Annotated in this window: 12 protein-coding genes; 5 read left to right on the top strand and 7 right to left on the bottom strand. The window is 72.9% G+C overall.

Annotated elements, in window-relative coordinates:
• Positions 1-73: 73 nt before the first annotated feature.
• Positions 74-574 (top strand): glycosyltransferase family protein, encoded by a 501-nt coding sequence (locus EOT10_RS22785; protein ID WP_127830145.1) that lies wholly within the window; start codon positions 74-76, stop codon positions 572-574.
• Between the two features lie 73 nt (positions 575-647).
• Here the strand turns inward: EOT10_RS22785 and EOT10_RS22780 are convergent, their stop codons facing one another.
• Together EOT10_RS22780 and EOT10_RS22775 are read right to left on the bottom strand one after the other, a co-directional pair.
• Entirely contained in the window at positions 648-2,633 is a 1,986-nt protein-coding gene (locus EOT10_RS22780) for an N-acetylmuramoyl-L-alanine amidase (protein WP_127830144.1), read from the bottom strand.
• Positions 2,634-3,321: 688 nt separating this feature from the next.
• Positions 3,322-4,500, bottom strand: coding sequence for an aminoglycoside phosphotransferase family protein (locus tag EOT10_RS22775; RefSeq protein WP_127830143.1), 1,179 nt, complete (start codon positions 4,498-4,500; stop codon positions 3,322-3,324).
• A 232-nt stretch (positions 4,501-4,732) separates the two neighbouring features.
• Here EOT10_RS22775 and EOT10_RS22770 point away from each other — a divergent pair, with 232 nt between their 5' ends.
• The gene (locus EOT10_RS22770) at positions 4,733-6,232 is read left to right on the top strand and encodes a DNA-binding protein NsdB (RefSeq protein ID WP_127830142.1); all 1,500 of its coding nucleotides are present in this window, start codon (positions 4,733-4,735) and stop codon (positions 6,230-6,232) included.
• A 97-nt stretch (positions 6,233-6,329) separates the two neighbouring features.
• On the opposite strand, the gene EOT10_RS22765 is transcribed toward EOT10_RS22770, so the two are convergent.
• Positions 6,330-7,769 carry a PP2C family protein-serine/threonine phosphatase gene (locus tag EOT10_RS22765; RefSeq protein WP_127830141.1) on the bottom strand — a complete coding sequence of 480 codons (1,440 nt, stop codon included), beginning with the start codon at positions 7,767-7,769 and terminating at the stop codon, positions 6,330-6,332.
• A gap of 445 nt (positions 7,770-8,214) precedes the next feature.
• Positions 8,215-9,123: a TIGR03619 family F420-dependent LLM class oxidoreductase gene (locus EOT10_RS22760; protein WP_127830140.1), complete on the bottom strand. Its 909-nt coding sequence runs from the start codon at positions 9,121-9,123 to the stop codon at positions 8,215-8,217.
• A 188-nt stretch (positions 9,124-9,311) separates the two neighbouring features.
• Between EOT10_RS22760 and EOT10_RS22755 the strand changes: the two genes are divergently transcribed.
• The 3 genes from EOT10_RS22755 (at position 9,312) to EOT10_RS22745 (ending at position 12,093) form a co-directional block, all read left to right on the top strand.
• The gene (locus tag EOT10_RS22755; RefSeq protein WP_189491954.1) at positions 9,312-10,688 is read left to right on the top strand and encodes an MFS transporter; all 1,377 of its coding nucleotides are present in this window, start codon (positions 9,312-9,314) and stop codon (positions 10,686-10,688) included.
• A gap of 73 nt (positions 10,689-10,761) precedes the next feature.
• A complete protein-coding gene (locus EOT10_RS22750) occupies positions 10,762-11,157 on the top strand; it encodes a nitroreductase/quinone reductase family protein (protein WP_127830138.1) in 396 nt (131 codons plus the stop codon).
• 213 nt (positions 11,158-11,370) lie between these two features.
• Entirely contained in the window at positions 11,371-12,093 is a 723-nt protein-coding gene (locus EOT10_RS22745) for a PP2C family protein-serine/threonine phosphatase (protein WP_127830137.1), read from the top strand.
• A gap of 63 nt (positions 12,094-12,156) precedes the next feature.
• Here the strand turns inward: EOT10_RS22745 and EOT10_RS22740 are convergent, their stop codons facing one another.
• The 3 genes from EOT10_RS22740 to EOT10_RS22730 all read right to left on the bottom strand — a co-directional run bounded on the left by EOT10_RS22740 (position 12,157) and on the right by EOT10_RS22730 (position 13,833).
• Positions 12,157-12,711, bottom strand: coding sequence for a DUF4232 domain-containing protein (locus tag EOT10_RS22740; RefSeq protein ID WP_127830136.1), 555 nt, complete (start codon positions 12,709-12,711; stop codon positions 12,157-12,159).
• Positions 12,712-12,968: 257 nt separating this feature from the next.
• Positions 12,969-13,214, bottom strand: coding sequence for a metal-sensitive transcriptional regulator (locus tag EOT10_RS22735; RefSeq protein WP_127830307.1), 246 nt, complete (start codon positions 13,212-13,214; stop codon positions 12,969-12,971).
• 52 nt (positions 13,215-13,266) lie between these two features.
• On the bottom strand, positions 13,267-13,833 hold the full coding sequence (locus tag EOT10_RS22730; RefSeq protein ID WP_127830135.1) for a rhodanese-like domain-containing protein: 567 nt from the start codon (positions 13,831-13,833) through the stop codon (positions 13,267-13,269).
• Positions 13,834-13,845: the final 12 nt, after the last annotated feature.

Raw genomic sequence — 13,845 nt, 5'->3', positions numbered from 1 at the left:
TGAGGACAAGGGACGCGGGGTGCGGTGCGGAGCCCCGGCCCGCGTGACCCCGCGCGGCACGTACCATTGCGGCATGTCCTTCCTCCGCCGACGCAGCTCCGCCACACCCGCGGGTCCTGACTTCGATGTCCTCGCCATGGACCCGGGCGACTGGCCGGGCAATCTCGGCGCGGGCCTGCTGCCCGCCCCCGACGGCAGCTGCCAGGGCGTGTTCCTGCGCTACGACCTGTTCGGCGGCCGCGGCCCCGCGATGATCATCGGCAACCTCCCCGAGGGCTCGTCCGCCCGTGAGGTCGCCGAGGGAGAGATCCCCTTCGAGGTGGGCCAGCTCCTCCTGGCGCTCGAGAACGACGAAGAGGTCACCGTCGTCGACACCGAGGACATCCCGGTGATGCAGGGCGACAACCTCCTCATCGTGCGCCGCCTCAAGCTCTCCGAGAGCCGTATCTCCTGCGTGCAGTTCGACCGCAGCGACAACGTCCTCGTGACCATCGCGGCCTGGGACCGGCCCATCACGGACGACCTCTACGCGCTCCTGAAGCCGCTGCCCCCCGAGCTCTTCCAGCAGGCCTGACACACACACTCCGAAACGGCCGGGCCCGGACCTGCTTCTGAGCAGGTCCGGGCCCGGCCGTCTCGCCGTGTGGCTACGCGTCCGACGGCAGCACCTGCACGTCCGCGGCCCGCACGTACGCCACCCGGTGACCGAACTGGATCTCGTAGTAGGCGTCCGTGCCGCGCACCACCCGGTGCGACGTCGTGTCGAACGTCGGCGAGAAGAAGTACTCGCCGGTCGTCCGGCCGCCGACGACGTAGCGCTGCCCCGCGAGGAGTTTGTACGGCAGCGGGGTGATCGCCTGCGGGGTGATGCCCGCCGGGTACGCCTCCTTCTCCGGGTAGGCGCGCCCGTACACCGGGACGTCGGTCCGGCCGGCGTTCGGGGCGACGACCAGGCCCTTCGCGTTCACGGCCGTGGGCTGCTTCTCCGGGTTCTCGAACCAGGCCTTCTGGCCGAGATACCAGACCGCCGTCCAGTCACCCTTGCGCTCCGCGACCGCGTACTCCTGGCCGGTCGACAGGCGCGCGCCCATGTCGTTCACGTCGGTCGTGGAGGGCCCGCCGCCCGGACGCAGGCCGATGTCCTTGATCAGCGGAGCGTCCTCGCTGGGCGCGGTGTGCACCCGCACGGCACCGGAACCGTGAGCCGCGCAGGCCTCGCCCGCCTTGACGCAGCCGGTGTAGACCGGCTTGTTCGTGGCGAAGTCGGGGGCGATCGTGACCAGGCCGCCCTTCGTGCCGGCGGTGGCCTCGAACGGCTTGCCCATCAGGGCGAAGTAGTGGGCCCAGTCCCAGTACGGACCGGGGTCCGTGTGCATCGACTTGATCCCGGCGGGCGTGGTCCCCGGCACGTTGTCATGCCCGAGGATGTGCTGCCGGTCCAGCGGGATGTCGTACTTCTTCGCCAGGTACTTCACCAGGCGCGCCGACGCGCGGTACATCTCCTCCGTGTACCAGGAGTCGGGCTGGGCGAGGAAGCCCTCGTGCTCCAGGCCGACGGACTTGGCGTTGACGTACCAGTTGCCCGCGTGCCAGCCGACGTCCTTGGCCTTCACGTGCTGGGCGATGTGCCCGTCCGTGGACCGCAGCGTGTAGTGCCACGCCAGATACGTCTTGTCCTGCACCAGCCGCAGCGTCGTGTCCCACGGCCCCTCGGTGTCGTGGATGACGATGTAGTCGATGCTCTGGTCGTTCGGCCGGTCGGCGAGGTCGTGGTTGCCGTAGTCGCCGTCCCCGAACTCCTCGTAGGGCGCCGGGATCCACTCGCACGACACGGTCGGCGGACACTCGGTGCCGCTCTCGTCGGACTTCCGCAGGCCCATGCTCCGTACCTGCGCCGCGTCGGCCTTGAGCGCGCGGTCGGCCGTCAGCCGCACGCGCTGCCCGGAGTCCGTGGTGCGGCGCTCGCCGTCGTGGATCACGGCGAACACGTCGTTCGCGTACGTCGCCGCCGTGGCCGTGTCGTCGGCGCCGGAGAACTTCGCGACCGCCCCGTACCAGTCGGCCGGGTCGGAGCTGAGGGGCTTGCCGAGGGCCTTCTGGGCCGCGGCGAGCAGGGCGGCGCCGCCGCGCACGTTGGCCGCGGGGTCGGTGCGCAGCTCCTCGGCGGGGATGCCGCTGAGTTGGGCCGCGCGGGTCAACGACTTTAGCCGGGCCGGGAGTTGGGAGTCGCGCGGCACCTTCGCCTTCGGGGTGAGCGCAGCCCGTGAGGAGTCCCCGCGCGGATCGCCCGCCGCCTCGCTGTGCGCGGCCACCCCGGCGAGCGCGGCGCGGGCGTCGGTGAGGTGCATCGGGCCGTAGCCCCCGGTGACACTCGGTGCGCCGCCGTGGCTGTCCCAGCGGGACTGGAGGTAGGACACGCCGAGCAGGACGCTCTGCGGCACCCGGTACTCGGCGGCCGCGGTCGCGAACGCGTGCTGGAGCTGTGACGGCGATGCCTCCTCGGCCGCACCGGGCGGCGCGGCGCCGAGGAGGGGGAGCAGCAGAGCCGCCGTGGCGAGCGTCCCCGCCGCCCGGGCCGCCTGGTGGGTGCGTCTGCGGGCGGCCGGTGCGCGGTCGCTGGTGGTCGAGGGCAAAGCGGCCTCCTGGGAACGGTCCTGGGACGGATGAGCTCGACGGGAGTGCGGGGGCGATCGTGGGTCAGTGGTACCGGCTCTCCGACGATCCGTCAATCATGCTCAGGGCAAGGGATTTCCCATGTCAGGACGCGTTCCACGGGGTTTCGCCGAGGAGGCCGCACCGCCTGCGGCGCGTCAGTGGAGTGGACCAATGGCCGCACGAAAACCGTGCGGCCACTGTCTCGGCATACGGGAGCGGCCGCCCGAACTCCTCCGCGTACTCCACCTGATCGGAGGATGGGCCGCTCGGATGTTCCCGGGCGCTTATGGCCCCGATGGCCGGGCCGGGCCGGGTCGAGCCGGGTCGAGCCGGGTCGAGCCGGGTCGGGGCGGCGTCACACGGTGAAGACGCGCTCGACTTCGTCGCGCCGCGTGCGCAGGTCCCAGTAGAGGGGGCGATTTCCCCGGCCGGGGCCGCCGTACTCCGGGCGGGCCGTCCGTGCCGACCACGCACGAGCTCACCTAGGCCGGCCGTGCCCTCCCGGACGCGGCCTCGCCGCGGCCATGACCGGGCGGGGAGCTGCACCTCGTGTCAGACACCGCCTGGGGCACGCGAACACTCCCTAGGGAACGCGAACACCCCCTGGGGCACGCGAAGTCCGCGGTGCGCCGTTGTCCTGGCGCACCGCGGATCTCTGTCCGTCCGTCAGCGGGTACCGACCGCCGCCCGCACGGCCCGGCGGGCCAGCTGGCAGTCGTCGTGCAGCCGCCGCAGCAGCAGCCGCTGTTCCTCACCGGTCGGCAGGGCACCCTGCGGGGCCGTGCTCGCCGCCGCCGGGGCCGTGTCCTGCATCGAACGCTGCACAGCCGTCTCGTACGTCCGGATCTCCCGGGTCAGCACGAGCATCAGGTTCACCAGGAACGCGTCCCGCGCCGCGGGCCCACCGGACTGCGCGAGCTGGCTGATCTGGCGCCGCGCCACCGGCGCGTCACCGAGGACCGACCACAGCGTCGCCAGGTCGTACCCCGGCAGATACCAGCCCGCGTGCTCCCAGTCCACGAGCACGGGGCCCGCGGGTGACAGCAGGATGTTCGAAAGCAGCGCGTCCCCGTGACAGAACTGGCCCATGCCCTGGCGGCCCGACGCGTGGGCGATGCCGTGCAGCAGCTTCTGCAGGTCACCCATGTCCCGGTCGGTCAGCAGCCCGAGGTCGTGGTACCGGGAGATCCGGTCCGCGTAGTCCAGCGGAGCGTTGAACGTACCGGCCGGCGGGCGCCAGAGGTTGAGCCGGCAGATCGCGCCGAGCGCGGCCCGCACGTCCGCCCGGGGCGGTGCCTCGGCCGGGTGCCGCTGCAGGGCGGCGACGCGGCCGGGCATCCGCTCGATCACCAGCGTGCAGTTGTCGGGGTCCGCGGCGATGAGCCGCGGCACCCGGACCGGTGGCCGGTGCCGGACGAACGAGCGGTATGCCGCTATCTCGTGCCGGATCCGCTCGGCCCAGACGGGGGAGTGATCCACTAAACACTTGGCGACGGCGGTGCTGCGCCCTGTGGTGCCGACGAGCAGCACCGACCGTCCACTGCGGCGCAGCACCTGCACCGGATTGAACTCCGGGCAGATCCGGTGCACCGAGGCGATCGCCGTGCGCAGCTGCGCGCCCTGGGGGCCGGACAAGTCGAGTCTCCCGCTGAGCGGTTGGGTGCCGAGCCCCGGGACACGCCTGGTCCGACTGGGGCCGAGCGCCGCGGCCGCGGGCCGCGCGGGGTCGAGATACGGGCCGCTGCCCGCCGTGGGTGCCTCTCCCGCGCGGCCGTTGCCGCGGGCCGGAGGCCGGGCGTAGAGCGGCCGGGGCGGGGCGGACACGGAGGACGATGCTGCGTACATGGGCGAACAGATCCCTTCGTGTGCCTGCGAGTTGCCGGCGCCACCCGCCCCGGGAACCGTGGTGCACCCTGGGGAGTGAGCCGCGGCAACCGGGTCGGGGTGGCGCATTCCTACCTGACACCCCGTGCCCACTGGCACACCATCTGGCGCACCCTGGCGAACCCTGGCGAATAGTCGCTCTGCAACTGACAGAGGGTTACTGTCAACTCAGCCGAGAACCTGGGGGCTTGACGTGAACGGACAACCCAACACCCGCCTGAACGACCTGTTCGGCCTGGCCGGCTGGTCCAAAGGCGAACTCGCGAGGCTGGTCAACAGGCAGGCGGCGGCCATGGGCCACCCCCAGCTGGCGACCGACACCTCACGGGTGCGGCGTTGGATCGACATGGGAGAGATCCCGCGCGATCCGGTGCCACGGGTGCTGGCGGCGCTGTTCACCGAGCGACTCGGCCGTGTCGTGACCATCGAGGACCTCGGTCTGGTCCGGCAGGGGCGCACGGGGAAACGGCGTGACGAGCGGGGTGTGGAACACCCCGACGGCGTGCCGTGGGCGCCCGAGCGGACTGCTGCGGTCCTCACCGAATTCACGGGAATGGACCTCATGCTCAACCGACGCGGCTTGGTGGGCGCGGGTGCCGCGCTCACAGCAGGATCTGCACTCAAGAGCGCCATGCACGACTGGCTCCACACCGACCCGGCCCTCGCGGCCGACGCTCCACGCCTCGACGACCCCCTGCACGCCGACCCCGCTGGGTACGACCGTTACGAGGCCGCCCCCATCGGGTCGCAGGAGATCGAGGAACTGGAGCGCTCGGTCGAGGTGTTCCGGGCCTGGGACGCGGCCCGCGGTGGCGGACTGCAACGCAAGGCGGTGGTGGGCCAGCTCAACGAAGTGGGCGGCATGCTCAGCTACCGGCACCCCGACCATCTCCAGCGGCGCCTGTGGGGCGTCGCCGCCAACCTGGCCGTCCTCGCGGGCTGGATGTCCCACGACGTCGGCCTCGAACCCACGGCCCAGAAGTACTTCGTGATCGCCGCGCACGCGGCCCGTGAGGGCGGCGACCGGCCGCGCGCCGGGGAGGCCCTGTCCAGGGCGGCCCGCCAGATGGTGCACCTCGGCCGGCCCGACGACGCCCTCGACCTCATGAAGCTCGCCAAATCCGGATCCGGCGACGAGACCCTGCCGCGGACCCGGGCCATGCTCTACACCATCGAGGCCTGGGCGCAGGCGTCGATGGGCAAGGGTCAGGCCATGCGCCGCACCCTCGGCGAGGCGGAGGACCTCTTCGTCTCCGACAAGGGCGATGTCCCGCCGCCCAGCTGGATGCAGATGTTCGACGAGGCGGACCTGCACGGGATGCAGGCCCTGGCGTACCGCACCCTCGCCGACCACGAGCCCGCCGCGGCGAACACGGCCCAGCGCCACGCCAAGGAGGCCCTCGAACTGCGGGCGAACGGACGGCAGCGGTCACAGATCTTCGACTACATCTCGCTCGCGTCGGCCCTGTTCATCGCCGACGACCCGGAGCAGGCCGACCGGTACGCGCGCCTGGCCCTGGTGTCGATGGGGGCCAACTCCTCCCACCGCACCTGGGACCGGCTCCGCGAGATGTACCGGCTCACCGGGCAGTACGCGGGCTACCCGAAGATCGTGGACCTGCGCGAGGAGATCCAGCTCGCGCTGCCGAAGAGCGCGGGCAAGAGCCAGGGAGGCAACCGGGCCCAGGCATGACCTACCGGGGCACGCGGCCCGACTTCAACGAGTGAACGACTAAACGACTAAACGAGTACGGACACAGGTAGCTCTCGACAACCAGTAGCTGTCCGCGTCAGGAGCCGATCCTGGCGACCAGCACACAGGCGTCGTCCGCGCGCTCGTGGGCGCCGAACTCCTCGAAGACCGTCCGCACGCAGTCCTGCGCGGTGGCGGCCCCGGCGAGTCGTGGCGCGAGATCGAGGAGCCGGTTCGCCGCCGCCGCGCCGGTCAGGTGGGGGACCAGGCCGTCGGTGTGCAGCAGCAGGAGATCGCCCGCGCGGAGCGACTCCTCGGCCTGCCCGTACGTGGCACCGGGGGTCGCTCCGAGGAGCACGCCCTCGGGCGGCGTCAGCGCGCGCCCCACCCCGTCGCGGAACAGCAGCGGGGCGGGGTGTCCCGCCTGTGCCCAGGTGAGCGTGCGCGACCGGGAGTCGTAGCGGCAGCAGACGGCGCTGCCCAGGGTGGGCTGCGTGGCACTGTCGGTCAGCCGGTTGAGCCAGCCCATCAGCTGGTCGGGCGGGGTGCCGGTGACGGCCATGCCGCGCAGCGCGCCCAGGAGCATGGCCATGCCGGAGGTCACGGTCACACCGTGCCCGGCCAGTCCGCCCACGCTCAGCAGCGTCTGTCCGTCGGGCAGTTCGAGCGCGTCGTACCAGTCACCGCCCACGAGCTCGTTCGCCGAGGACGGCAGATGGCGGGCCGCGAGATCGAGGTCCTGCGGCGCTCCCTGGGAGAACCGCAGGGAGCCGCCCCACGGAGGCAGGACGGCCTCCTGGAGCTCGGTGGCGAGCCGGTGCTCCGTCTGTTCGATCTGTTCGATGTGGCGCCGGCGCTGCAGCGTGTCATGGGTCTCGCGTACGGTGCGCTGGGTGCGGCGCAGTTCGCTGACGTCCCGCAGGACCGCCCACATCGAGGCGGTGGAACCGTTCGCGTCGAGCACGGGTTCGCCCATCATGTGCACCGTGCGGGCGGTGCCGTCGGGGCGCAGGACGCGGAACTCGCCGTCGATCGGCTTCCCCTCGATGAGACAGTCCGTCACCATCCTGGTGAGCATGGTCTGGTCATCGGCGTGCACGACGGAGGGCAGCTCGTCGAGGGTCAGCGGGGGCGCGTCCTGGCTGCGGCCGAGGATCTCGTACAGCTCCCCGGACCAGCTCGCCTCGTCCGTGAGGAGGTTCCACTCGGCGCTGCCCACGCGGCTGAGCAGGGAGTCGTCCTGGGGCTCGGCCGGGGTGGCACCGCGGGCCTCGGGGACCAGGGAGTCCACGGTCGGACGCGGCAGTCCGTCGCGCAGTTGCGCCAAGTGCTTGTCGAGATCGGTGAGTTGGTGCACAGCGAGCTCGTAAAGGGCGCGCTGCCAGCGACGCTCGGGATCACCGTCGTCGGAGGTGGCCTCGCGCCGCACGGCGTCGACGTCACCGAGCAGCCGGCGCGTCTGCGAGATCAGCGCGTCGACCGAACCGGGCTCCGGCGGCTGGGCGGCGGGGCGGTCCGCGAAGACATGGGGCGGCATGACGAACTCCGATACTGGCGCGGTACGACCAGGACAGACGGAAGGACCGGTACTGACTGTCGCACAGCCGGGGAGGCGCCGTAAGGGATTTGGCAACACCTGACGCGGTGATGCTTCTGGCATATGCCCGAGTCCTCCCGGCGGCGGGGTCCGGACACGGAACCGTACCGCGCGGTCGGGCGGCAGTCGCCCCACTCCGCCCACGGGCCGCCGGCCAGCGGAAACCCTGCTGGGCCGGTCCCGGGGCGGCCGGGACGCCGACGGCGACGGCGCGGCCCTGGCGCTCGCCGGGGGCAAGGGCCAGGGCCGGGACTGACCGAACGTGAGCCTCTCGGCCGGGCTTGACGCCGAGCGTGTGTGCCAGGGGTGACGGGGCGGGCGTGGCGGGGTGGGCGTCGCCGGGCGGGCGTCGCGGGGTGGGGGCTTTCGGGACGCGCCCGAGGCGTCAGCGCACCTCGCCGGTGGCCGGGTCGACGACCTTCTCGACGATGGTCTCGAGGACCCGGCGGTCGTCGTCCGCCGTGCCCCGGGCCGCCGGGTCGCCCGGGTACGTGTCGAACAGCACGTGCGTGGCGCCGAGTTGGGCCAGGGCGCGCAGGTCGCCGCGGATCTGCTCGACGCTGCCGTGGCCGAGCGGGCGGTCCTCGGTGTCGGGCCGCTCCCCGAGCGCGATCTGCAGCCGCGGTACGAGCTCCGGCACCGGGCGTCCCGCCTCCTCGGCCGCGGCGGCGAGGACCGGCAGCTTCGCGCGCAGGCCCTGAAGGGTCGGCATGAACGGGTGCCAGCCCTCGCCGAGCCGCCCGGCCCTGCGCAGCGCGGCGGGGGAGTCGCCGCCGACCCAGACGGGGAGCTGCGCGGCGGCGGGCGCGGGGGCCGTGCGGATGCCCTCGTAGGAGACGTAGCGCCCCTCGAAGCTGCACGGGTCCTGCGCCCAGGCGGCGCGGATCGCGGCCAGATACTCGTCGGTGATGGCGCCGCGCTCCTCGAACGGGACGCCAAGGGCGCGGTATTCGGCCGCCGACCAGCCCACGCCGGCGCCGAGGATGAACCCGGCGTCGTTGAGCTGGTCGATGTTGGCCGCCAGACGCGCCGTCTGGAGCGGGTGCCGGTACGGGATGACGGTGATGGTCGTGCCGAGCTGCAGCCCCGGGACGCGCCCGGCGAGATGCGCGGCCAGGACGAACTGGTCGTAGAACGGGGCCGGGTAGACCTCATGGACGTCGGGGGTGACGGCTATGTGGTCGGAGATCATCGCGAACGTGAAGCCCAGCGCGCGGGCGTCCGTCGCCTGGCGCTCGAGGGTTCGCGGGGTCGTGCCGGTGCCGAAGTTCAGAAGGTTCACGCCGAATCGCATGATCCGCAGTCTTGATGATCACGGCCGCGCTTGTCGAACCGGCGCACGCACGCTACGTTGCCCGCATGACCGTTGGAAAATCAAACTCACCTGATACGACCGATGCGTCCCCTCCTGGAACGGCCACAGTGACGGCTACTGGGGCTGCCACAAGAACGGCCACAAGAACGGCCACAAGAACGGCCACCATGTGGATCGTCTCCGCCGGTGTCTTCGTCGTGAACCTCGACCTGTTCATCGTCAACGTCGCCGTCCCGGCCCTCGCCACGTCCTTCGACGGTGCGTCGCTCGCCTCCCTGTCCTGGGTCCTGAACGCCTACGCGATCGTCTTCGCCGCCCTGCTCGTCGCCGCCGGACGCCTGGCCGACCGGTACGGGCACCGCAGGGGATTCCTGCTCGGCCTCGGGGTGTTCACCGTCGCCTCCGCGCTGTGCGCCGCGGCCCCCGGCGCAGGGTGGCTCGTCGCGGCGCGTGCCCTGCAGGCCGCGGGCGCGGCCGCCCTCATGCCGACGTCGCTCGCCCTGCTCCTCGTCGCCACCCCGGCGGAGCGCCGCCCGCGCGCGATCCGCGGCTGGGCGGCCATCGGCGGCATCGCCGCGGGCCTCGGCCCCGTGGCGGGCGGACTGCTCGTGGAGGCGGACTGGCGCTGGGTCTTCCTGGTCAACGTGCCGGTCGGCATAGCCGGAGTGGTCGCCGGCATACGCCTGCTGCCCGCCGACCGGCCCGACCGCGCCGGGCCGCTGCCCGACCTGGCGGGCGCCGTCCTGCTCACCCTCGCCATCGGGTCCCTCGCGCTCGGACTCGTCAAGGCCGAGGCGTGGGGCTGGGGTTCGGGCCGGGTGCTCGGCTCGCTCGCCGCTTCGGTGATCCTCGCGGCGGCCTTCTGGCGGCGCTCGGCCCGCCATCCCGTCCCCATCGTCGAACTGCCGCTCCTGCGCGTCCCCGCCTTCGCCTTCGCGACGCTCGCCGCACTCCTCTTCACGGTCGCGTTCGCCGCCATGCTGCTGACCTCCGTTTTGTGGTGCCGGCAGGTGTGGGGCTACTCGGCGATCCGCACCGGCCTGGCGATCGCGCCGGGACCGCTCGTCGTCCCCGTACTCGCCATGGCGTCAGGACCCGTCGTGCGACGGCTCGGTGCGGGGCGCACGGCGGCGACCGGCTGCCTCCTCTTCGCGGGCGGACTCCTCTGGTGGGCCCTCGCCCTCGACGCGGCGCCGCACTACGCCACCGCGTTCCTGCCCGGAATGCTCGTCACCGGCATCGGCGTCGGGTTCGCCCTCCCCACGCTCGTCGGCGCGGCCGCCACGGCACTGCCGCCCGGCCGGTTCGCCACCGGGTCCGCGGTCACGACCATGGCCCGGCAGACCGGCTCGGTGCTCGGAGTGGCCTTGATGGTCGGCCTGATCGGCGAACCCCGCACGGCGGACGCCGCCCTCACCGCGTTCCGCCACGGCTGGCTCACCGCCGCTGCCGTCGGCGCGCTCGCGGTGGCTGCGGCCCTGGCCCTGGGGCGTGTTTCGAAAGCCACGCCTGCCCCCGACACCCCGGAGAGGGCGCCTGCCTGACGGTCCCTCCGCGTCGCCTACAGTGCGATGGCCACCGGTGCAGGCGCCGGTCGAAGCGAGCGGAGGGACACGCATGTCGCGGTATCGCGAGGTCAAGTTCAGGGCCGTGACGTCGTTCCAGCGACGGGTCGTGAATCCGTTGAGCGTCCGGCTTCCGGGCCAGATCCTGCTGGAGACGACGGGCCGCTCGTCCGGCCTGCCCCGCCGGACCCCGGTCGGCGGACGCCTGGTGGGCCGTGAGTTCTGGTGGGTCTCCGAGTACGGCGAGAAGTCGCAGTACGTGCGCAACATCCAGGCCGACCCCACGGTCCGCGTGCGCATCAAGGGCGTGTGGCACACGGGCACGGCGCACCTGCTGCCGGACGACGACGCCCGCGCGCGGCTCGCCTCCCTGCCGCGCTACAACAGCGCGGTGGTGCGCGCCCTCGGTACGAACCTGCTGACGCTGCGGGCCGACCTCACCGACTGAGGCGCGCCGTGCGGCTGACGCTCGACCGGAGGGGGCAACCGGTGTCGTGGGCAAGTCAACTCGCCTACTGATCCGAGGAGTTGACTAACTGCAGGTGGGGCGCACCCGCCGGGCGGATTCGGTGACAACCCGTCACCCGGCGCGCCCGACTGGCTACACTTGCGCGGCGCGTCACGCCGGGCAGTTCGTCCGGCCGTACCCGGAAGGCCCCGCATGACTGCCCGTTCCCAGCCGGTCTCGTCCCTCCCCGAGCGGGTCGGCACGCTGCGCGTCAGCGCGCGGCACCTGCACAGCGCCGGCCTCGCGCCGTCGCAGAGGAGTCACGCGGGAGCGGGCGGAGACGTGTACGGAGTGGTCGAATCGCCCTTCGGCACCCGCCTGTTGATGGGTGACGTGATGGGCAAGGGGCACGAACTCGCCCGCACGGCGGACTCCGTCTTACGTGCCTGGCGCGACCTCGCCGTCTGCGAGGCGCGCCTCGAAGGGGTCGCGGTACGGCTGCACGCCCTCGTCGCGCACTCGGACGAACCCGACCGCTTCGTGACGGCGACCCTGCTCAGCGTCGAGGCCGACGGCTCCGCCCAGCTGGTCTGCTGCGGCCACCCGCCGCCCGTCCTGCTGCGCGACGGTGCCGCCGTGCACGCGGCGGTCCCCGCGCCCGCGCCCCCGCTCGGGCTCCTCGACCTCCACTCCGGCTGGTGCGCCGCCCAGCCGGTGCCGGCCACCGCCTGGGAGTGCATGCTCCTCTACACGGACGGGGTGAGCGAGGCGAGGGACGCGCGCGGGGTGTTCTACCCGCTGGCCGAGCGGGCCGCCGTCCTGCCGAACGCGGACCTCGACGACTTCACCGACGCCCTCGCCGCCGACCTGCTCCGCCACGCGGAGGGCGGACTCCAGGACGACGCCTCGCTCCTCGCGGTACGGTCCGCGGCCTAGCGATCAGAGACCTGAGACCTGAGACCTGAGGCCAGAGACCAGCGGCTGTGGTCAGGGGCGGGGTCAGACCTTCAGGACGCCTCCGCCGTCGGACTCCGCGAGCACCTCGTCCGCCAGTGCCCGCGTCGGCTGCCACAGCGTCGTCACCGGCTCCCAGACACGCAGCCCGCCCGGCTCGGAGAGCGACACGGCGCTGAACTTCGTGCCGTGGTGCTCCGGGTTCGCGGCCACCACGACGTAGCCGACCGACCGCGCGTCGCGGTCACCGCTCGCGGAGAGCGACCGCACCGCCGCGTGGGCGGTCTTCCCGGCGCCGAGCGTGTACGCGGCGTCACCGGACAGCGGGAAGGGAACCGCGGCCCCGTCCAGATGCCCGTACGTGACGAGCGGGATGCGGTCCACGAGGCAGGTGTGGCGGGTGTGGTTCGTGACGCTCAGGCGCAGGACATTGTCCTGGCCGGAGGGGGTCGCCCGCACCGTCAGCGCCTTCTCCGCGCACGGTTCGAGGGCGGCGGCCGGTGCGGCGGCGGGGGTCGCGTCCCTGGCCTGGGCCGAAGCGGCTGAGGCGGACACGAGCAGCGCGGCGGCGGAGGCCGCCAGGACGGTGCGTACGAGCATCAGTCTGGTCTCCCGGCGAACGACGACTTTCGTATTTCACCCGAAACAACGCTTAAGGAGCGTATCTCGGATGAATGCCCTTGCCCATCGCGAGAGGGGTCGCGTGCGACGCGGCGCAGGCGGGCGCTGCTCGGACCGCCGGAGGCGCGGCGTCACGGTGATGACCGCCGGGTTCCTCGGGGGCGTGCCGGCCGCCGGCCGGCCCCGGGCGACGAGTGCGCTGAAGTCGCTCCGGAGTCGTCCGTTCCGCTGATTGATCAGGCCAGGGAGAGGAACAGCTTCTCCAGTTCCTCCTCGCTCAGCGGCGGCCGGTCCCCGTCGGCCGCGTTCACGCAGTCCCGCATGCCGGACGCGATGATCTTGAATCCGGCCCGGTCGAGGGCGCGCGACACCGCCGCGAGCTGGGTCACCACGTCCTTGCAGTCGCGGCCCGCCTCGATCATGGCGATCACGCCGGCCAGCTGCCCCTGCGCGCGCCGCAGCCGTCTGAGCACGGCGTCCATGGCTGCCGGGTCGCCGGTCGCACCCACCGAGGTCCTCCTGTCCAGGTCCGGCTCAGCCGCGCAGGGCGGCGCGGGCGGTGTCGAGCGTGTGGGGCGCGGGCCGGTTGAACGGCAGCTTGCCGAGCACCGCGGCCATGCCGCACGTGTTGCTGAGCCCCGAGTACACGAGGCCGGAGGCGACCCCCGCGGCGAGCAGCCGGCCGCGCGGGGCACGGCGGCCGAGGGCGAGGCCGAGCAGGACCAGGGACCCGGCGGTGAAGCGGACCTGCCGGTCCATGGCCCACACCGTCCGGCCGTGGGTCTGAGCGGTGTTCACCGGGAGCCCGTCCGCGGTCCAGCCCTGGGTGCCGCCGGTGAGGCCCACCGCGTCGATCCCGGCCTCGGCGAGCCGCGCGCAGGCGGCGGCGGAGCGCTGCCCCGCGGCGCACACGACGACGATCCGGCGCCGCTCGGCGGCGGCGCGCAGCTCCGGGAGGAGCGTGTCGAGGTGCTCGGAGGGGATGTTGAGGGCGCCGGGGATGTGTCCGGCGGCGTACTCACCGGGGGCGCGGACGTCGATGACGAGGGTGTCGTCGGCGGGGCGGGCGTGCAGCTCGGCGGGAGCGAGGGTGGTGGTCATGCGGTGCGTCTC

It is taken from the genome of Streptomyces antnestii (assembly GCF_004005495.1).
In the GTDB taxonomy this organism is placed as follows: Bacteria; Actinomycetota; Actinomycetes; order Streptomycetales; family Streptomycetaceae; genus Streptomyces; species Streptomyces antnestii.
The sequence above is the reverse complement of the archived record's forward strand: the minus strand, read 5'-3'. Positions and strand labels throughout refer to the sequence as shown.